Source organism: Flavobacterium sp. GW821-FHT12A05, assembly GCF_058807735.1.
The window spans coordinates 485,823-505,309 of the sequence record NZ_JBXAQY010000004.1; the positions used below are offsets into that span (position 1 = coordinate 485,823).

17 protein-coding genes and 1 pseudogene are annotated in these 19,487 nt (G+C 35.1%); 3 read left to right on the forward strand and 15 right to left on the reverse strand.

Annotated features, from left to right (window positions below):
• Positions 1–55 precede the first annotated feature (55 nt).
• The 12 genes and pseudogenes from AC1RRQ_RS11730 to AC1RRQ_RS11785 all read right to left on the reverse strand — a co-directional run bounded on the left by AC1RRQ_RS11730 (position 56) and on the right by AC1RRQ_RS11785 (position 14,067).
• Positions 56–859, reverse strand: coding sequence for a DUF2490 domain-containing protein (locus AC1RRQ_RS11730; protein ID WP_493023212.1), 804 nt, complete (start codon positions 857–859; stop codon positions 56–58).
• A 147-nt stretch (positions 860–1,006) separates the two neighbouring features.
• Positions 1,007–1,471: pseudogene (locus AC1RRQ_RS11735) on the reverse strand (IS1595 family transposase); the annotation flags it as partial.
• Between the two features lie 122 nt (positions 1,472–1,593).
• Positions 1,594–1,971 carry a hypothetical protein gene (locus AC1RRQ_RS11740; protein WP_493023213.1) on the reverse strand — a complete coding sequence of 126 codons (378 nt, stop codon included), beginning with the start codon at positions 1,969–1,971 and terminating at the stop codon, positions 1,594–1,596.
• A 187-nt stretch (positions 1,972–2,158) separates the two neighbouring features.
• Positions 2,159–2,974, reverse strand: a complete 816-nt coding sequence (locus AC1RRQ_RS11745; protein ID WP_493023214.1) for a hypothetical protein — start codon at positions 2,972–2,974, stop codon at positions 2,159–2,161.
• 97 nt (positions 2,975–3,071) lie between these two features.
• Positions 3,072–4,481, reverse strand: a complete 1,410-nt coding sequence (locus AC1RRQ_RS11750; protein WP_493023215.1) for a TolC family protein — start codon at positions 4,479–4,481, stop codon at positions 3,072–3,074.
• Positions 4,482–4,483: 2 nt separating this feature from the next.
• On the reverse strand, positions 4,484–7,636 hold the full coding sequence (locus AC1RRQ_RS11755; RefSeq protein ID WP_493023216.1) for an efflux RND transporter permease subunit: 3,153 nt from the start codon (positions 7,634–7,636) through the stop codon (positions 4,484–4,486).
• A gap of 30 nt (positions 7,637–7,666) precedes the next feature.
• Positions 7,667–8,806 (reverse strand): efflux RND transporter periplasmic adaptor subunit, encoded by a 1,140-nt coding sequence (locus AC1RRQ_RS11760; RefSeq protein ID WP_493023217.1) that lies wholly within the window; start codon positions 8,804–8,806, stop codon positions 7,667–7,669.
• 172 nt (positions 8,807–8,978) lie between these two features.
• Positions 8,979–9,731, reverse strand: coding sequence for a LytR/AlgR family response regulator transcription factor (locus AC1RRQ_RS11765; protein WP_493023218.1), 753 nt, complete (start codon positions 9,729–9,731; stop codon positions 8,979–8,981).
• 5 nt (positions 9,732–9,736) lie between these two features.
• Positions 9,737–10,822, reverse strand: coding sequence for a sensor histidine kinase (locus AC1RRQ_RS11770; RefSeq protein ID WP_493023219.1), 1,086 nt, complete (start codon positions 10,820–10,822; stop codon positions 9,737–9,739).
• Positions 10,823–11,076: 254 nt separating this feature from the next.
• Positions 11,077–12,123, reverse strand: a complete 1,047-nt coding sequence (locus AC1RRQ_RS11775) for a beta-ketoacyl-ACP synthase III (protein ID WP_493023220.1) — start codon at positions 12,121–12,123, stop codon at positions 11,077–11,079.
• Between the two features lie 171 nt (positions 12,124–12,294).
• Entirely contained in the window at positions 12,295–13,128 is an 834-nt protein-coding gene (locus tag AC1RRQ_RS11780; RefSeq protein ID WP_493023221.1) for a universal stress protein, read from the reverse strand.
• 693 nt (positions 13,129–13,821) lie between these two features.
• Positions 13,822–14,067: a hypothetical protein gene (locus AC1RRQ_RS11785; RefSeq protein ID WP_071637585.1), complete on the reverse strand. Its 246-nt coding sequence runs from the start codon at positions 14,065–14,067 to the stop codon at positions 13,822–13,824.
• A gap of 284 nt (positions 14,068–14,351) precedes the next feature.
• Between AC1RRQ_RS11785 and AC1RRQ_RS11790 the strand changes: the two genes are divergently transcribed.
• Positions 14,352–14,684: a hypothetical protein gene (locus AC1RRQ_RS11790; RefSeq protein WP_493023222.1), complete on the forward strand. Its 333-nt coding sequence runs from the start codon at positions 14,352–14,354 to the stop codon at positions 14,682–14,684.
• A gap of 68 nt (positions 14,685–14,752) precedes the next feature.
• Here the strand turns inward: AC1RRQ_RS11790 and AC1RRQ_RS11795 are convergent, their stop codons facing one another.
• The 3 genes from AC1RRQ_RS11795 to AC1RRQ_RS11805 all read right to left on the reverse strand — a co-directional run bounded on the left by AC1RRQ_RS11795 (position 14,753) and on the right by AC1RRQ_RS11805 (position 17,508).
• Positions 14,753–15,445, reverse strand: a complete 693-nt coding sequence (locus AC1RRQ_RS11795) for a CPBP family intramembrane glutamic endopeptidase (RefSeq protein WP_493023223.1) — start codon at positions 15,443–15,445, stop codon at positions 14,753–14,755.
• 74 nt (positions 15,446–15,519) lie between these two features.
• Positions 15,520–16,110, reverse strand: coding sequence for a Crp/Fnr family transcriptional regulator (locus tag AC1RRQ_RS11800; protein WP_493023224.1), 591 nt, complete (start codon positions 16,108–16,110; stop codon positions 15,520–15,522).
• 114 nt (positions 16,111–16,224) lie between these two features.
• On the reverse strand, positions 16,225–17,508 hold the full coding sequence (locus AC1RRQ_RS11805) for a leucine-rich repeat domain-containing protein (protein WP_493023225.1): 1,284 nt from the start codon (positions 17,506–17,508) through the stop codon (positions 16,225–16,227).
• Positions 17,509–17,773: 265 nt separating this feature from the next.
• On the opposite strand from AC1RRQ_RS11805, the gene AC1RRQ_RS11810 reads away from it, so the two are divergent.
• Complete coding sequence (locus AC1RRQ_RS11810; RefSeq protein ID WP_493023226.1) at positions 17,774–18,133, forward strand: hypothetical protein; 360 nt, start codon at positions 17,774–17,776, stop codon at positions 18,131–18,133.
• A gap of 237 nt (positions 18,134–18,370) precedes the next feature.
• Complete coding sequence (locus AC1RRQ_RS11815; protein ID WP_493023227.1) at positions 18,371–19,477, forward strand: efflux RND transporter periplasmic adaptor subunit; 1,107 nt, start codon at positions 18,371–18,373, stop codon at positions 19,475–19,477.
• Positions 19,478–19,487 lie beyond the last annotated feature (10 nt).

A 19,487-nucleotide genomic window follows, 5' to 3' on the forward strand; every position in this document is an offset into this window, starting at 1 on the left:
GGCCTAAGCTGAACAGGATTTACTTTATAAAGCCAACCCATTATAATTTTTAGATTTAGTCAGCACCTCCGTCAACGCTGTCAAAAGTTTCTCTTTCTTTTGGTTTAATGCTGTATTTTAAAGACATCACAGGCCCGTAATAAACATCAAATTGGGTTCCGTTTGTGCGAAGCTGTAATTGGCCTATTATTCCGGCCAGAAAATGAATATTTGGCGTTATACCCGCACTGTAATATACGGAGAGTCTAAAAATGTCAAAATGCTCATCGGCATAATCTTTAGAGGCAAATTTCAGCATCAGCTCTGTGTAATATCCTAAATTGGGAGCAAGAAACAATGGCTTTTCTTTTGTTTGACGCAGATAATGATTTACCCCAAATCTTGCTCTAATTCTTGGAATTGTTTGATGAGTTCCTGTTCTGTCATCAAAAAATTTAGTTTCAAAACGGACTTGCTCAAAAATAGAGCCTCTGGGCATATCCTGAGAAAATGTTCCCATTAAAATAAGTCTGTTTTCTAAAGTTTCATAATTTCCCGCCTCCTCTACCGCATATTTTTGATTGTGAGCATATCCAAGCCATAACTTGATATTTTTAAATCCTGAATATATAAGCCACGGTCTTAGTACAACTCTTTGCGTATACTCAAACGGATTACCATTAGTATAGGCTCCTTGTGTTACTAATTGTACATCTGCCTGACCGCTTAAATGCCATTTCTCATATATAGGAAAAGCAACATCTATTTCTTCAATAGATGCCGGTATAAAACCTATTGAATAGGGAGCATCTTGTGCTTTTAAGATTTGCAAAGCAAACACACAAAATAATATAATACAACCTTTTTTAATCGTATTCATAAATTTCGTTTTACACATTTAAAAAGAAAAGACTAAATAGAAGTGTAACAAAGATATAAGCTCGGCATATTATCTTTTGGAAATTACAGGTTGCAGATTATAAGATGCAACAAAGTTTTTGAAACATTTTATATTTTATAGTCAGTTTTCGCTGTGATCTGTAGTTTTCTTTTTCAAATACGTAAGCTTATCAATCTCTTTCAAAAACTCCGAATCAAATTCTGAATAAGCTCTTAAGGTGTATTTTTCGTCCCGTTTCTGCATCACCAAACGGATTTTCTGCACCATTAACCAAATAGGTTCATAGCGCTTGTGGCCTAAAAGATATTGCAATTGTAAAATGGAAAATTTCCTTTTGGAAAGTGTCATTAATTCAATGCAGGTCATCCAGTATTTTAAGGGTAAATTGGAGTTTTCCATGACAGTTCCGGATCGAAGACCGATTCTGCTGCCGCATTTCTTACATTGAAATTTTAAATCAATTCTTCGAAATGAATGTTGGTTGTGCGAGCATTTTCTGCAAATTAAACCATTTTGCAGACGCTTGTCTTTTAATTCTTCGATGCAGGTTTCTTCGTCGTGGTATTTTTCGAAGTACGCTCTTAATTCCATTTATTAAGATTCTCTTTTACGGATTAAATATAAAATAATCTACGCAGACAAAAAACCTTCTGAAAATAAAAAAGAGGAAATTCAAAATAGAAAATCCTCTTTTAAAATTATAAAAAATGCAATTACAGTTTGTGGGCTATTTCTTTCTTGTATTTATTAAGAATAGATTTTGTCATACCAAGATTGGCTTTGTTAGAATCTACGGCCAGATAAATAAAATATTCTCCATTGTCAGAAACATCAATGATATGAATCTGTGAAGAAAGGGTAATCATGATATTATCAATTACCTGATCCTGTAATTTTAAGGCCCTGATCGCGTTCATTTTTGCTTTAACTACTTCCAGATTGTATGCAGAGGCTAATTCCGGATCGAATTCACTCAAAACAGATTGCGAATAATAAGACATTCCGCTTTGAATTTCGGCTACAGAAACGGCTATAAAACCTGGTATATTCTTTTTGAGATCTTCTCCAAATTGTTTTAAAAAATCAGACATAATTATGGGTTTATTTAGGTTGGGAAAATCCTAAGTTTCTTTAGGATTTTGTACAAATTTATAGATCTTATATTATTTAATTATCCGCTATTCGTACCTAAATTTATTTTTTTTCTATCTATTTTATTTCCTTTAAAAGCAATAAAAAAGAGACCAAAGCTACTCAGAAAATAAAATTAAAATGGTATTACACTGGCTGACAAGTTTCTTCTTTCCATTGCTGTTCTTCAGCTGCTATTATTTCTAATTTTGCTACAATAGAAACCAAGCTTTTTTCTAAAGAAATTCTTCCTTCTCGCCATTCTTTCATAAACGAACCTGTTTTAATCTGCAGAATAAAATGACCTGTAAAAACATATTCAGCATTTTCCTGATCTAATTTTGGCGGAATCCTTTTTAAAGCTTCCCTTAAATGAATGGCAATTTTAATATGTTCTGTTTTAAAGATAATTCCCCTGCCTTCACCTGATCTTTCAAACTCATGTCCTCTATATTCTAAAAGTTTCATCAAAGCATCCAGAAATAGTAAAGCTCTGTTGAGATTTTTCTCGGCTACATTTAGATAAAGAACTTTCTGTAAATCGTTCTTTTTCTTTTTGTCTGATTTTTTATTCTCCCAAAATATCTGAGTCTCTTTAATAATCGCATTAGGTTTTACCAAAGTATCTGTAACTTTTAACGGTGCTTTTGAATCAGATTCTATGGTTTTAATTAATTCATTTAAAGGCGTTGCTTTAGCTGTTTTACGAAGCTGCGATTCATACGCTTTTCGCATAATGATAATGTAATTATTTCCGGTATAGCCTTCGGCAAGTTTTGGAGCGCTTTCTCGTTTGTAATTCAGTTTTACCCAATGTTTACTTCCCGGAAGCGGAATTCCCATTTTTGCGCAGGCATTTTTTATTCCCATACTGGAAATTTCGTAATGCTTCGCTATTTGAACGATTGGAAACTTCCAAACCAAATTATAAAGTTCCAGTCGTGTAAATATTATTCTGTCCATAATTCAGTTAGACAATTAAACCATCAAAAAGTTTTAACAAAGTAAAATCCATCACCTTTATAAAAAATAAAGATGATGGATATATAAAAGCTGTATACTACTCTACACCGCCGCCTAAAGCGCGATATAAATTTATTGACGCATTTAGCTTTTCTAATTTTATGGCCACTACATCCAGTTCATTTTGCAAAGCGCTGTTTTGAGCTGCAATAATTTCCAGATAATTAGCCATTCCGCTTTTATATAAAAGCGAAGCATCGGCGGTTGCTTTTTCTAAAGAAACTGCTTTTTCTTCGGCCAGTTTTATACGTTCATCGGCATATTTTAGCTGCGACATGGCATCAGAAACTTCACCAACAGCGGTGATAAAAGATTGCTTAAACTGTACAACGGCTTTTTCCTGTTCTAAAACAGCTACTTCATAAGCCGTTCTTAGCGCTTTTTTCTGAAAAATAGGCTGAGCCAGGTTCGCCGCTATATTTTTTGTAACCGATCCCGGAAAATTAAACCAGTTGTCAAACTCAAAAGAATTGATTCCTATTGACGGATTTAAACTCAGCGTTGGGTACATCGTAGCTTTTGCTAATCCTGTTTTGGCTGTAGCTGACATTACGGCATATTCGCTGGCTTTTACATCTGGTCTTCGGCTTAAAAGCGAAGCTGGAATTCCGGCAGGCATTTCAAAAGCAAATTCGTCTACATTCAGATTTCCGGAACGTGTTATGGTATTTGGATATTCGCCGCATAAAATCTGTAATGCATTTTCCTGAACCGCTATATTAGCTTTGGCTAAAGGAACCAGCAATTCGGCTGTTTTTTTCTGCGCTTCAGTTTGGTTTACTGCCAAAGAACTAATAGAACCTGAGTTGTACTGCAGCTTCATCATCTGCAAGGTATTATCGCTCAATTCAATGTTTTTCTGAGCAATTTTAAGCTGTTCGTCTAAACCTAAAAGATTATAATAAGACTGTGCCACCTGCACAATAATTCGGGTTTTTAAAGCTGACAGGTTTTCTTTTTGAGCAAAATAAGCGGCTTTAGCATCTCTTTTCTGCATAGCTGCTTTTCCCCAAATATCTACTTCCCATGACATACGAAGATTAGCACTGTAATCGTCCATATAATCCTTGCTGGTAAACTGAGCGCTCAAAGATCCGTTTAAGGAATTCTTAGACAAATACGAACGGCTTCCAGCTGCATCAAAATCAAGTGTTGGCAGTAAGGATAATTTAGCTTGTTTATAGCTTAAATCCAGCTGTTCCATGCTTTTAACCGCAATAAGCACCTCGTTGTTTTTAACGAGGGCTTTTTCGATTAAATCAACCAAAAGCGGGTCTTTGTAATATTTTTTCCAGGAATGTAAAACGGTATCTCCTGTTACGGTTAATTCTTCCCGATATTTTTCGGGAGCATTTAATTCGGCGCGGGAATATTTTTTTCCCACTACGCATGATGTTAAGATCATACCCGAAAACACCGTCATTCCTATTTTATATAGTATTTTCATTATTATTCTTTTATGGTTTGAACTACATTCTTCTTACCAGATACTTTTTCCTGCAGATATTGGAATACGATGAAAAGCAATGGAATTACAAAAACTCCCAAAACAACACCGCTTAACATTCCAATCGAAGCGCTCACACTAATAGATCTGTTTCCTACTGCGGTTCCTCCCGAAGCAAACATCAACGGAATCATCCCTACAATAAAAGCCAGCGATGTCATGATAATAGGTCGTAACCTTGATTTTGCTCCTTCAAGCGCCGCATTGGTAATAGATAAACCGGCTTTTCGTCTCTGCAGCGCAAACTCTACAATCAAAATTGCGTTTTTGGCCAAAAGCCCCACCAGCATGATTAAACCTACCTGAACGTAAATATTGTTGTCTAATCCTACCGCTTTAACTCCTGCAAATGCTCCTAAAATTCCAGTTGGAATAGAAAGTAATACTGCCAATGGCAATAAATAACTCTCGTATTGTGCTGCCAATAAGAAGAATACAAAAAGCAGACATAATCCGAATATAGCAATGGTTTGGTTTCCTCCTGCTTTTTCTTCCAAACTTAAACCTGTCCATTCGTAACTGTAATCAGATGGAAGTTTATCTAAAACTTTTTCCAAATTATCCATAATCTGACCGTTACTATATCCTGGCAACGCCATTGCTGTAATATTTACCGAGTTATAAAGGTTGTAACGATTTACAGATTCGGGTCCATACACTTTATGGAATTTTACTATCGATTTTACCGGAACCATCTGCATATCAGCATTTCTTACGAAAATTTCATTAAACGCATCCTGATCCATTCTAAAAATTCCGTCAGCTTTTACATTCACTCTGTAAAACTTACCAAATCTGGTAAAGTCAGACGACTGATCTCCTGCAAAATAGGTTTGGATATTTCCTAAAAGTTCGCGCATATTAATGCCCATTTGTCTGGCTTTTTCCTCATCAACTTCTAATTCAAGCTGCGGATAATCGGCTCTAAAAGTCGTATAAGCATATTGAACTCCCGGCTGCTGCATAATCTGCCCAATTACTTTATCAGACATTGCTTTTAAAGTTTCCGGATTTCTCGCCATTCTGTCCTGCAAAACGATTTCGGCACCACTTGTTACTCCAAATCCTTCAACCGGAGGCATTCTGAATACCATGATCGAACCTTCTTTAATTGTCGACAATTTAGCGGTAACGCTGTTCAAAATTTCGTCGATATCTTTAACTTCACCTCTATCTTTTTTAGGTTTTAATTTAATAAATCCTAATCCGTAAGCGGTACTGGAACTGTTGCTCAAAATATTAAATCCGGTAATACTGGTATTAACATCAATAGCTTTTTCTGATTCTAATATTTTTTCCATTCTCTGCACTACTTCAGTCGTACGATCAAGCGCTGTTCCAGGAGGCATTGATAAACTGTACACCATGAATCCGTCATCTTCCAACGGTACAAAACTTTTTGGAGTCGACATCATCATCCACATTGCAATCGCCGTAATTCCCGTTACTAATCCTGCCGCAAGCCATTTTCTTTCAATAAGAAAACGAACTGCTTTAATATATCGTCCGGTTAAGTTGTTGAACCCCGTATTAAATCCAACGAAAAAACGTTCTTTAAAAGTGGTTTTATGTTCGTTTTCTCCATGTTCTCCATTATGAACATTCTTTAAAAGAAGCGCACACAATGCCGGAGTTAACGTAAGTGCATTTACTGCCGAAATAATAATAGCAATAGCCAGTGTATAAGCAAACTGCTTATAGAAAATACCCGATGATCCCGTCATGAAACCAATTGGAATAAACACAGCCGACATTACCAAAGTGATCGAAATAACGGCTCCTGTAATCTCTGCCATCGCACCATGAGTAGCTTCTTTAGCGGTTAAACTGCTGTCTTCTTCCATTTTACTGTGCACGGCCTCGACGACGACAATCGCATCATCGACCACAATACCAATGGCTAATACCAAGGCAAAAAGCGTTAGAATATTAATGGTAAAACCAAACACAAGCAGAAAGAAAAACGTACCAACAATGGCTACCGGAACTGCAATGGCCGGAATAATCGTTGAGCGAATGTCCTGCAGGAATATAAATACTACGATGAAAACCAGAATAAAAGCTTCGATCAAAGTAGATTTTACCTGTCCGGTTGCTTCGTCAAGTCTTTCTTTGGTACTCATTACATTGACGTATTTAATTCCCGGAGGAAAAGATTTAGATAATCTTTCTACCTCTTTGTTTACGCCAATTTCAATATCGTTTGCATTAGAACCCGAAGTCTGTAAAATAGCCATTGTTACGGCATTTAAAGAGTTCGATTTATTGTCTCCGCTGTATGAAATAGAACCAAACTCTACTCTGGCAACATCTTTAAGTCTTAAAAGACTGCCGCCGTTGTTTTTAACTACAATATTTTCATACTGCTCGGGTTTGTTTTTCTTTCCTTTGTACCGAATTACATATTCTAAAGCGGCTTTAGATTCTTCTCCCAGTTTTCCCGGAGCCGACTCTAAACTTTGATCTGCAATGGCTTGTGTAACATCTGAAGGCACTAAACCTGCATTGGCCATTTTTCTAGGATCAAGCCATACACGCATTGAGTAATCTTTCTGCCCAAAAATCTGAACCTGTCCCACTCCCGGTACACGTTTTATTTGAGGAACAAGGTTGATGTTAGCATAATTCTGCAAAAACAACTCGTCGTATTTCTTATTATCATCTGTATAAAGATTGAAAATAACAATCATACTGTTTTGCTGCTTCGAGGTCGTAAGTCCCATTCTTACAACTTCCTGAGGCAGTTTTGGAGTTGCCTGCTGTACTCTGTTTTGTACGTTTACAGCAGCCTGATCAGGGTCGATTCCCTGCTTAAAAATCACGCTGATCGAAAACGTTCCGTCGTTACTTGCAGTCGATTTAATGTACTGCATATTTTCGACACCATTAATTTGTTCTTCAAGCGGTGTTACTACCGAACGAATTACGGTTTCACTGTTACCTCCCGGATACGAACCACTTACCATTACAGTTGGAGGCGAAATATCAGGAAATCTTGTAACCGATAATCTTGTAAGACCAATGATACCCAGTATCACCAAAACAATGGAGATAACCGTGGCCAATACCGGCCTGTCTATTATTTTCTTTAACATGGAAAATGTTATTTATATTAAAATCAAAAATTATTTACTGCTTATCGTTTTCGCAGTTGATTTAGGAACTACTTCTCCGCCGTCGTACAAAACGTCGATTGAGTTTAAAGCCACTTTATCTCCGGAGTTTAAACCTGATTTTACGAAGTAATTTGTTCCTGAGTTTCCAGCGATTTCGATAGGAACCATGGCTACTTTATTTCCCGGTTTTAAAACAAAAACGAAAAATTTATCCTGGATATCCTTAACACTCGCCATTGGAACCGTAATTACAGACGATAAATTGTTGTTTAAAACCACTCTTGCAGAACCTCCTGAACGAAGCAGTTTTTTAGGGTTTGGAAAAATAGCTTTCAGCGAAATAGTTCCTGTAGTACGATCGATGTTACCGCTCGCTACTTCCAGTTTTCCTTTTTGGTCGTATTCGCTGTCATCGGCCATAATTAAACTTACGGTTTGGTCCGATTTGGCTTCTTTAGAAAAAGCAAGATAATCGGCTTCTGTCAATGAGAAATAAACAAACACGGTATTAATGTCTGAAAGAACCGTTAACGGCACAGCATCTGCAGGTGTAACCAAATTACCAATACGATTTGGAATTCGGCTGATATAACCGCTTACAGGCGCTTTAATCAAAGAGAAATCTGCATTTAACTGCGAAGATCCTAAAGCTGCTTTTGCCTGTGCAACTTGAGCAACAGCTGCATCATAAGTTGCCTGAGCCGTTTTTAACTGCATGTCTGAGAAAACTTTACCATCAACAAGCGGTTTGATTTTTTCGACTTCTAATTTAGCATTGGCTAAGTTTGCCAAAGCCGTTTTATAAGCAGCACGACTGCTGTTTACCTGCTCTGCATAAACATCTCCTTTAATTTTAAAAAGAGATTGTCCTTTGTTTACATAATCTCCTTCTTTAACATAAATTGCCTCAAGATAACCCGAAACCTGAGCTTTAATGTCAACGTTAACGGTACCTTCAACAGTTCCTGGGTATTTTTTTTCTACTTCACCGGTAATTGATTTTGTTTCGAGAAAATCAACTTCAGGTTTTGGCGGTGCAAAAGCTCCTGCATCAGAACCACTTTTACCGCAGGATGAAAAACCGATTATAATCAATAAAACTGCTGCTTTACTGAGTGTCTTATAATTTTGAAAAATTTGTTTTGCCATTTTAATTTCACTTTAATGAATTCGTCTAATTTGACGGCAAAATAACATCTCAAAACACCTTTAAAATAGGATAAATTTACCCAAACGGAATTTTTCGATACTGAAACGAAGACGTAAGTCAACCCAAATAATCGTGCATAAAAAAAGCCTTACACTATAGGATTACAAGTCATCATCTATCCATCCACTGCTTAAAATGCGGTGCTTTTTCGCGGCTTATAATTACCTCACGTTCGGGATCTGCTTTCAGCTGAATTTTAAGTTTGGCATTGAAATAATTAGCAATCGCTTTTATGCTTTCGGCACGAATGAAAAACTGTCTGTTGGCACGAAAGAAAATATCGGGATCGAGTTCTTGTTCCAGTTCTTCCATGGTCTGCGGAATTGGAATTACAATCCCTGATTTTAAAACTAAATTTGAGGTTTTAAATTCGGAGTAAATAAAATCGATATCAGTAACATTTACGCTTTTATAGCCGTCACGATAGGTAACGAGAAAACGAAGACGAAAACTCGGTTTATTAATAAAGCCTTTTAAGATTCCGGCAAGATCGCCGTAAGTATCCGATTTGGATAAGCTTTTAAACTTCTGCAAAGCAAATTCTAATTCGCTTTTATCGATAGGTTTCATCAAATAATCTATGCTGTTAACCTTAAACGCTCTAACGGCATATTCATCGTAGGCTGTAGTAAAAATAACCGGGCTTGTAATTTTTATTTCTTCGAAAATAGAAAAACTAATTCCATCGGCCAGACGAATATCCATGGTTATTAAATCCGGTTTTTCGTTTGTCCGAAGCCACTTTACTGCGCCTTCGACAGTATCGATAATGTCCAGAATCTCGCAATTGGGTTCTAATTCTTCCAGCAGCCTTTTAAGTCGGCTGGCATTAATACTCTCATCTTCAATAATCAAAATTCTCATACTCTCTATATTAATGGTAAACGCACTGTAAAACTTTCTAACGACTGTGAAAAAACAGGTTTTTTGTTGAATAAAATTTTATAACGGAACTCTATATTTTTACGTCCTACGCCTGTAGACACTAAAGCTTTACCCGAAGTAGGCTGTAAATTGTTTTTTACAATTATATTTTTTCCTTCAGAATAAATCGAAATAATAAGCGGACTCGATATTGTTGCCATATTGTGTTTTACAGCATTTTCGACCAATAACTGCAGCGATAAAGGCGGTAAATGAAGGTCAAGACAATTGCTGTCGATTTCTAATTGTAAATCGATTTTTTCACCTAATCGTTTCTTTAGCAGATAAAAATAGGCGTTCAAGAACTCGATTTCTTCTCTTACAGTTATAGTATCTTTATCTAAGTTAGAAATCATATAACGGTAAACACGGGTAATATTCTCCAAAAATGCTGCTGCTGCCTCCTGGTCTTCGTGAATAAGCTCTGTTAACGTGCTGAAATTATTAAAAATAAAGTGCGGATCTAACTGCAGTTTTAAGGATTCTAACTGCGAACGTGTTACGGCTTCCTGAAGTTCTGAAGCTTTTATTTTAAGTTCGGCTGCTTCATTTGAGGTTACACGCCAGCGGTTTAGCAAAAATATTCCGGTGTGTACTGAACTGATAAAAAGTGATAAAATAGCGGCCATAATATTAGACTGCCAGATAATAAGGAGTTCGTTTTCTTCTAAACAGGCATCAGGATATAGATAATTCCATAAATGCGAAAAAACAAAGTTTAAAAGAATGTTACCTGCAATAAGGCAGATAAATTGTGCAATGGCCCTAAAAATAGGATTCTGTTCCCAGGGTATTAAACGATTTAAACTTCGGCCAACAAAAAGACTTAGTTCTGTCAATACACCGCAATATACCAGGATAATAAAGATATCGAATGTCCAATCCAGCGATATTAACGAATCTTCCTGGTACGGATTAAGTAAATAATAGGAAGACAAATAAACCAAGAAAACGACCGGAATGACTATAATTCTATAGTATTTGTAGAAAAAATTCTTCCCGGTGATTTTATTTTGAATATTTGAACCCATTTATTTTATAACAATTGGTGAATTATATTAATTATTTTTTAAACACATAAGAAACATAGTGTTACACAAAATAACCACAATCATTGTCATTTCGACCGAAGGGTGACTCGAGCGATAGCGGACAGACGAAGTAAATCTTCGCTCGAAATGACAAAAATGTGTAGACCTGTTTTAATCAACAAACATAGCCTATGTGTTTAATCTTTCTAACTTGTTACGACTATCACATTAACATAACAAAGATAGAATAAGATTTAAGATAACTGTGGCACTAACACTTTTCTTTTATTAGCTGTTTTTGTAGACTTTTGTGATTTTCTTTCTCTCATAACGCCCCATTTTAAACAGGTTGCGCCCCATGAGAATCCTGCTCCAAAGGTGGTAATAAGCAGGTTTTGTCCTTCTTCAAAATCAGCGGCATAATCCCATAAACATAACGGAATTGTGGCTGATGTGGTGTTCCCGTATCGGTCAATATTGACTTTTACTTTTTCATTGCCAATATTCAGGTTTTCGCTTACGGCGTTAATAATTCTCAGGTTGGCCTGATGCGGAATAACCCAGTCAATTTCATCGGCATCGAGATCATTGCTTATCAAAACATCTCTCGATACGCTTGACATCGCAGCAACTGCTTTTTTAAATACAAACGATCCGTCCTGCTTGATGAAATGTTTTTTGTGAACAATGCTCTGCATGCTTGCCGGAAATTTAGAACCTCCAGCTGGAACAACTAAAGAGGCAGTACCGCTTCCGTCTGTTCTCAGAATACTTTTCATTAATCCGTATTCTGTTTCTGTTCTTTCTAAAAGCACCGCTCCTGCTCCATCTCCAAAAAGAATACAAGTGTTGCGGTCTTCATAATCTACAATCGAGCTCATTTTGTCAGCGCCCACTACAATAATCTTTTTATAACGTCCGCTTTCGATCATAGTGGCGCCCATTTCAAGCGCATACAAAAAACCGCTGCAAGCGCCGTTCATATCAAAACCAAAAGCATTTGTTAACCCGCTTAGTTCGCAGATTTTACTGGCCGTTGGTGCTAAAATATGGTCTGGTGTGGCCGTTGCCAATATCAGCGCTTCAATTTCTGAAGGTTCTACTTCATAATTGCTCATTAAATTTTCTATTGCCCCAAAGGCAAGATCCGAGGTGCCTTTGCCTACTGCAATTCGTCTTTCTTTTATTCCCGTTCTTTTTTCAATCCATTCTTCTGTAGTTTCAACAGTTTCCGAAATTGTTTTATTATTCAGGATTGAAGTGGGTACAAAACCTCCTACAGCTGTAATTACTGCCTTCATTGTTTTTGTTTTTTTGTTATTTTATTTTTGTTTTTACACAATAGAAAATTAGCATTTTTCGCCGTATTGGCAGGTTCGCTTTTCAATAATTAACAAAGAATTAATATAAAAAAGCATAAATTTCCAAAAAATCTTACTACTTAATCTTAAAGTTTTCTAAATGCCGTCTGCTTAATTCTTCGGAATAGACAATAAAGGAATATCTAATCCTGCTGCCATAATTCTGGTTTTACTTTTATGTACAAGTGAATCCCAAAAACCATATTTTTGAGGCACCATTACTAAAATATCGGCATTAAAATTTTTGATTTCTTTTCTAATTTCATCGATTACCGCATTCGATCTCACGTTTTTATAAATGTATTTTACGTCTTCAAATTCTTTTTCAATCGAAGAATTCAATAAGATTTTACCTTGCTCCTCTTTTATTTCGTCCAGCTTTTTATCAACGCTGAAAAATTCAATTTCAGAGCCTAGGTTTCCTATCACACGTCTAATCCAGGTAAATCTTTTTATAGAAGATAAACTCAGCGTATCACAGGCATAAAGGATTTTTTTAGCATTTAAAAAACGGGCATTTTCCGGAACGGCCAAAACGGGAATATTTAAATTCTTGATAACCGTTGTAGTCGAATTTCCCATAATATCCTGTTCCAATGAACGTTCTGCCATTCCCATTACAACCAGATTGGCATTTGTATCATTGATGATTAAAGAAAGTTCGTCTTCCAGAAAAGAATAACTGCAAATAGAACTTGTCTCGATTTTAAACAAATCTGCAATTTCTAAAGCCAGGGTTTCAAGTCTTAAGGCTGCTTTTTCGATTTGTTTCTGCATTCCCTCGGCAGTAATACGAGAATTAGCGCTGTGAACTCCTAAAGAAAATGAATTAAACAAAACAAGTCTGGCGCCTGTTGCTTTTGCCAAACCAGCGGCATAAGTAACGGCATTGTTTGCTATTGTCGAAAAATTGGTGGCGGCGATTATAGTTAGTGGAGAAGTCATAAAATTGATTTTTAAACATTTTACCTGCAAAAATCCTTAATAAACGCTTTCTATTAATTTTAAACTTACCGAATAATCATTTTTCAAGACTCAACCGTAAAATTTAGTACCTGAAAAAAGCCAAAATATTCAAAAAAGAATTAAGAATTCGTGGTTTTTATTTTTTCTGAAATATCCTTTTCTGAAAAACTAAATCGTTTTATGTGCTTCAGAATCTACTCATGAAATAGTAAACTTTAGGTCATTCTACACTCCAAAAGCAGTCAATTACACAATAAACAGGTTCAAATAAAAACATTTGCTGCACATCTGCTAAAACGGGTATTTTTACTCATTTCGGTTTCCTGTTTTTTACTTATTATACTTGTTCTTGTTTTGGGTTTGAATTGTTACGGATGTAAAAAGTAAAAGAAAATTTATAGTCATTGTCATTTCGACTGAAAGGAGAAATCGCACAAGGAACTCCGCAAAGAAAATCAGCTAATCTTTGTCGATATGCAGGTGCGATTTCTCCTTTCAGTCGAAATGACAAAAATGTGTATATCTGAATACAGAAAAAACTTTTTAAATATTAAAAAGGAACCGAAAAGGAAAACTATAAACGCAAGAAACTGCGATAAAAATGACATCTAATAAAATAGAATATCATTTTTACCGCAGTAATTTCCTTTTTTTACGCAGATAAGTAAAGTATTATTTAACCAATACGCTTATTGTATTACTTAGATTTTCTCTATTTATAAAATCCTGGATGAACTCTTTAACCTCTCGGCCGGCTTCGGTCTCAAATGAATTAATATGAAATTCATCATCCTGATCGCTGATGTGTATAATTTCAGTATAACCTTTAGATATTAAACTGCCTTTTAATTTAATTATATTCAACTGCTGCTGCCCGTCAAGCTCTTTGCGAACCTGTAATTTTATAGCTCTTTCCATATTCAAATATTTTTAAATAATTAACCGTCATTCAATTATAAATTTATAATAATTACCAATTCAAAAAAATATTTTAACACACCCTACAACCTATTATTTATCAACACCTTATGAACATTTTTTGTAAATTGCACAAAATTAGGATACGAGTAGAACGCTCGCTGTTAAAAATGTTCTTATAATTAAATAAACATTCCCAAAAATGCTATAAGGTGGTTAATCAAGTATGTTATTATTTTTGATTTGAAACTTATTTACGATAAATCAATTAAAACAGATTTCTTATGATAGCAGATACTAATAGATATTATGATCCGGACGATTATAATTTCATAAACGATAATCAAAGTTATGTCGAACAATATGAGCAGGAACATACCGGCGACGAAAATTTTGAAGAAGAACAATTATTAACTCAAGATCAAAATTATCTGGATAATGAGTTCTCAAACGCACTTGAAAGAGATGAGGAAGATGAGGAAGATGATCTCGAAGATGACTGGGATGAGGACGACGATTTAGACGAAGACGATCTGGACGATGATTTAATAGAAGATTACGACGAAAATGACAGGGAAATTGAAAGTTTCTCTGATGACGGATATAAAATTGATTAACATAAAGTCAATAAATATAAAAGCCAATGAGTAGTTTCATTGGCTTTTTTATACTAAATACTGTTATTTTAATTTTGTAAAGCAAACTTAGCTTTCAGTTTTCGGTCGTAAACAATTACAAATCCTATCCAAACTGCTAAAAGTGCCAGAATTACCGTTAATTCTTGTTCATGAACTCCTTTTACAAAGAAATTATTTAGCGAATGGACACCTGCAACAGCCAGAAGCGAACTGGTTTTAGAATATATCTTGCCAATTCCCCAGGTTCCAAAGAAAATAGTGCCCAGGAAAATCATGTTAGAAGCCGTCATATCAATATTTAAATGCCACAGAAACCAAAGCAGCGCAATAATTACTGTTGCATAAAATGTAGGAAGTCCTTTTAACTGTTCCTGTAAAAAACCTCTCCATCCAATTTCTTCCAAAAGTCCGTATACTAAAACCGTAAACGTAAACAAAATTGGAAACTTGCCATATATAAAGTAGTATAATGTGGTAATACAAAGTGCCGGAAGTACCCAAAAAACAACAAAAGGCAAAACATAATTACTGTATATTCCTTTTAAAGACATTGGATTTTGAAGCGAGAATATCTTTATCGCGACAAATGCACCTAAAGCCGGACCAACTCCGCGAAGTAAAATTCCAATATATTCGTGACCAACATTCGCCAATAAATCTGTTTTAGCTGCTATAAATCTGCATGCAATGGCAATGATATAAAAAACTGCAATTGCCCCGTAATTAATTTTAAGTTTCATAAGTTATCTATTTGATTAGGTTGAGACAAACTTAGGAATAGGAAATAAGAATAAAATTGACTTTGGGTAAGAAATCATTTTTCGGTAATTCTTTTCCGAATCCGGCTCAAACTTTCGGCCGTCAATCCAAGATAAGATGCAATTACTTTTAAAGGTGTCCGCTGAAATATCTCGGGTCTGGATTCAATTAATTTTAAATAACGATCCTGCGGTGTCAGAGTTAAAAGATCAATTTGCTGCTGTTGTTTTTGAATGTACAACATTTCCGAAACTGCTTTCCCAACTCGTAAACCTGCTTCAGAGCGTCCGTAGAGTTCTTTAAGATCCAAATGATGAATCGACCATAACGTAATATCTTCTAAAGCTTCTACTTTTATAACAGAAGGTTTTTGATTAAGAAAAGACAGATAATCGCTTATAAAAGACCTTTCATAAAGCAGATTAATGCAGATATCCCTGCTTCCGTCCCAAACAAATAATCCCGCCGAACCTTTAATAATAATATTGAGGTACTTTTCTATATGGTCGTATTCCTTTATAATTTCAGCCTTTTTGAAGGTTCTTATTTCAATTTTTTCCGAAAAAGCATCCCAGATATTGGTATCTGAAGCATAATAAGAATCAAAAATCTTTTTTACATCTTCCGGCGAAGGATTTTGGGGCATAATCTTGAAAATATCTGTTTTTACGGAAAGCAAATTACAAAAAATCATAAAATAAAAAACTGCAGAGGCTTTATAACCGCTGCAGTTTTTTTTTATGTAGAAATTTTAAATGCTTTATTTACTGCAATTATTACCTGTTATATCCTGAATAGTTGGATTATATAAATTATTTTCTACTCTAAAATCAGTATTTAGACCTTTTTCAAGCAGCACTTTTAAACCGCAAAAACTCGTAAGTGATTTATTCCCTTCCACTTTTATATAGCCGCCAACTGAAGCCACATTTTGAAGTGCATCAATAGTAACCAAATTAGCACTGTTACCAATATACAGATTTCCTCCAATACTTTTAATGTTGTTAAGACCTTTTAAGGTTTCGAAATTGCAATTGTGAATGTTAAGAGCAGCTGTTACAGCGGTAATATTATCTAATCCCGTTAAGTCTTTTAGTTTTGAATTATTTTGAATATTAAGCGAATAGGCACTAGTCATAGCATTTAAACCTGTAAAATCCTTAAGTTCAGTTCCGATAATTTGTATAACTAATCCGTTTGATTTAAGATTTTTTAAGCCGCTGATACTTATTAAAGCGCCGTCAGAATTATTTGTTATACTGAACTCCTTACCTATAGAAGTCAAATTGATGAATCCATCAAGATTTACTAAAGATTTGTTTAATCTAAAAAGAGTACTTCCTCCAATAGATTTTAGCGCTTTTAATGCATCAATATTCGTTATTACATCATTATGCCACAAATAGAAACTATCACCAATAGAAGCCAGTTTCTCCAGTCCGTTTAGATTTTTAAGTTTCTGGCTATATGTTATTTCTAAATTTTTACCTATTTTTTCTAAATTACCTAATCCTTTTAATGTTTCGATATTATTGCCATAAATTATCAATGCATCCGAAAGTTCGCGAATACCTTCTAATCCTTCTAAAGATACAAGTGCAGGATTATCGCCAATTTCTATACGCCCTTTTATTTGGGTTAGATTTTTTAAGCCTTTTATGTTTTCCAGCTTAGCATTATTCTTAATGACTAAATAACCATCAGTTAATTCCTTGATATTAAACAGGGCATCAAGATTAGTCAATAACGTATTATTCCCTACATAAAGATATTGAGCAGAACTCAGCATTTTTAAGCCCGAAATATCCGTAATATTTGAACTTGATGTTGTATTATCAAATCCAATCAATAAACCTCCGTTAATTTTTGTGTATCGTTTTTCAACGAATGCGTCTACTTCTGCCTGAGATGTAAGTCTAACATATCCATCAAAGACTTTTTCTGGAATTGGCTGTTCGACAGATTCTAACTTTTTTGTTTCTGACTCGTCCTTGGAGCAGCTAAAAATTGTAACTGAAACTAGTAATAGCAGGATTTTTTTCATTTTGGTTTGTTTAAATTGTTTTTGGTATTAAATGTTTGGAATTCTTTTTCAAATATATCTATTTTTTCTTACAATAGGTATTCTTAATGTGTTGTGATGATAAAAATTAAGTTGATTTTGGACTACGCTGCAAAAAAATTTGATGCTTAATTTTTTTTCAGATTTTAAAAAAAAATTAAGACCTGCTTACTTTTCAAAGTAGTATATTTGGCACACGAAATATAAGCCTCTATTCATAAAAAAATTATAATCCTCGAATTTCTCGATGAAAAATACCAAGTTCACTTGTATACTTTTATTATTTCTGCTTTTCTTTGTTAGAAGCACGGAGTCGTATCAATATCACTTCGAACCGGAGACAATTGAAAGTCAATGTGCTTATATTCCTGAAGAAATTCCGCAGTTCTCCTCTACTGATTTACACAACAAGGAAATCCAAATTCATTATGTTGTAAAAAAGAAACTTAAGTATCGCGCGACTACTTTAGACAGCAGTACTTTAAGACCTCCTTATTACAGCAATCTGATTAAATTCAGAAATTACAAAAGAAGCTTAATTTATGGTATCGCTTCTATATACCAGATTCAGCGTCATACTTACCTTCACTTATACCAATTGTTCTAGTTTCTAGAATAACGTTTGTATTTTTATAAAATGCAGTTTTTCAGCTGCAGTATCTTTTTGTGTACCTAACCATATACAAAGAGTATATCTCTGCTTATAAAAATATTTACCGGCTCGAAATTATCTAATAAGATAGTATTCGCAGCATTCCTGTTTTTTTTCTAAACCCAATTACAAACTCCCTATAGCTTCTATAAGGGAGAGAATCTATTTATTTATATAATACCAAATTTAATCATGAACATTAAAAACAATTCCTTTTTTATCGTCATTCTATCGTTGTTTGTTTTAGTCTCGTGCGGAGATAAAGCCAACAAAAACTCCGACAAAATAAAAACAGTTCCCGTTTATAAGGTAACTTTAAAAGATACCATCGTTTCTAATCGTTTTGTGGCCGATGTGCACGCCAAAAACAATGTCGAAATTCACGTTCGTATTCCCGGATTACTCGACAAAGTATATGTAAGCGAAGGCCAAAAAGTAAAAAAAGGCCAGCTTTTATTTCAAATAAGCGATGTAGAACTTCAAATACAACTTTTAAAAGCTCAGGCTGTCTACAAAAGCAGTATGGCCGATTTAAGAATCGCAACCGTAGAGCTGGAACAAGCTCAGACTCTTTTCAATAAAAAGGTAATTGCCGATAAAGAATTAGAATTATCCAAAGCAAAACATGATGCGGCTTCTGCCAAAGTAGCTCACGCTTCCGCGGAAAGAAAAGCGATCAACCAGCAGATTAGTTTTACCACAATCCGTGCGCCTTTTGACGGTACGGTGGACCGAATTCCGTTTAAAGAAGGAAGTCTGGTCGAAAACGGGTCGCTGCTTACAACAGTTTCACAATTAGACGATGTTTACGCCTATTTCTCTATTCCTGAGAATACCTATTTCCAAATGATGGAAGACAAAACCCTTCATACACAAGGTGATATCAAATTGGTATTGCCAAACGGAATGGTTTACGACCAAAAAGGAGAATTAAGAACTGCCGACGGAGAAATCGACAGACAAACAGGTTCTATTCAATACAAAGCAAAATTTCATAATCCGCAGGGATTTATCAAACACGGAACTTCAGGAAAACTAATTATTTCAGAACCTAAAACAGATGCGATTATAATTCCGCAAAAAGCCGTTTTTTCTATTCAGGATAAACAATTCGTGTTTCTGGTGGGCAAAGAAGGCATTGTAAAAATGACCAACATAACCATTGGAAGTACGCTTGACGATGTATACATTTTAAACAAAGGGCTAAAAAACAACGATTTAATTGTTCAGGAAGGCATTCAGTCTTTGCGTGACGGCGATAAAATCAATGTAAAAGAAACCCAAAACGTAAACCTGTAATTAGTATACA

Bases quoted from the DNA above. Each gene is read 5' to 3' on its own strand.
- AC1RRQ_RS11730 (WP_493023212.1), bottom strand. From the start codon at position 859: ATGAATACGATTAAAAAAGGTTGTATTATATTATTTTGTGTGTTTGCT.
- AC1RRQ_RS11740 (WP_493023213.1), bottom strand. From the start codon at position 1,971: ATGTCTGATTTTTTAAAACAATTTGGAGAAGATCTCAAAAAGAATATA.
- AC1RRQ_RS11745 (WP_493023214.1), bottom strand. From the start codon at position 2,974: ATGGACAGAATAATATTTACACGACTGGAACTTTATAATTTGGTTTGG.
- AC1RRQ_RS11750 (WP_493023215.1), bottom strand. From the start codon at position 4,481: ATGAAAATACTATATAAAATAGGAATGACGGTGTTTTCGGGTATGATC.
- AC1RRQ_RS11755 (WP_493023216.1), bottom strand. From the start codon at position 7,636: ATGTTAAAGAAAATAATAGACAGGCCGGTATTGGCCACGGTTATCTCC.
- AC1RRQ_RS11760 (WP_493023217.1), bottom strand. From the start codon at position 8,806: ATGGCAAAACAAATTTTTCAAAATTATAAGACACTCAGTAAAGCAGCA.
- AC1RRQ_RS11765 (WP_493023218.1), bottom strand. From the start codon at position 9,731: ATGAGAATTTTGATTATTGAAGATGAGAGTATTAATGCCAGCCGACTT.
- AC1RRQ_RS11770 (WP_493023219.1), bottom strand. From the start codon at position 10,822: ATGGGTTCAAATATTCAAAATAAAATCACCGGGAAGAATTTTTTCTAC.
- AC1RRQ_RS11775 (WP_493023220.1), bottom strand. From the start codon at position 12,123: ATGAAGGCAGTAATTACAGCTGTAGGAGGTTTTGTACCCACTTCAATC.
- AC1RRQ_RS11780 (WP_493023221.1), bottom strand. From the start codon at position 13,128: ATGACTTCTCCACTAACTATAATCGCCGCCACCAATTTTTCGACAATA.
- AC1RRQ_RS11785 (WP_071637585.1), bottom strand. From the start codon at position 14,067: ATGGAAAGAGCTATAAAATTACAGGTTCGCAAAGAGCTTGACGGGCAG.
- AC1RRQ_RS11790 (WP_493023222.1), top strand. From the start codon at position 14,352: ATGATAGCAGATACTAATAGATATTATGATCCGGACGATTATAATTTC.
- AC1RRQ_RS11795 (WP_493023223.1), bottom strand. From the start codon at position 15,445: ATGAAACTTAAAATTAATTACGGGGCAATTGCAGTTTTTTATATCATT.
- AC1RRQ_RS11800 (WP_493023224.1), bottom strand. From the start codon at position 16,110: ATGCCCCAAAATCCTTCGCCGGAAGATGTAAAAAAGATTTTTGATTCT.
- AC1RRQ_RS11805 (WP_493023225.1), bottom strand. From the start codon at position 17,508: ATGAAAAAAATCCTGCTATTACTAGTTTCAGTTACAATTTTTAGCTGC.
- AC1RRQ_RS11810 (WP_493023226.1), top strand. From the start codon at position 17,774: ATGAAAAATACCAAGTTCACTTGTATACTTTTATTATTTCTGCTTTTC.
- AC1RRQ_RS11815 (WP_493023227.1), top strand. From the start codon at position 18,371: ATGAACATTAAAAACAATTCCTTTTTTATCGTCATTCTATCGTTGTTT.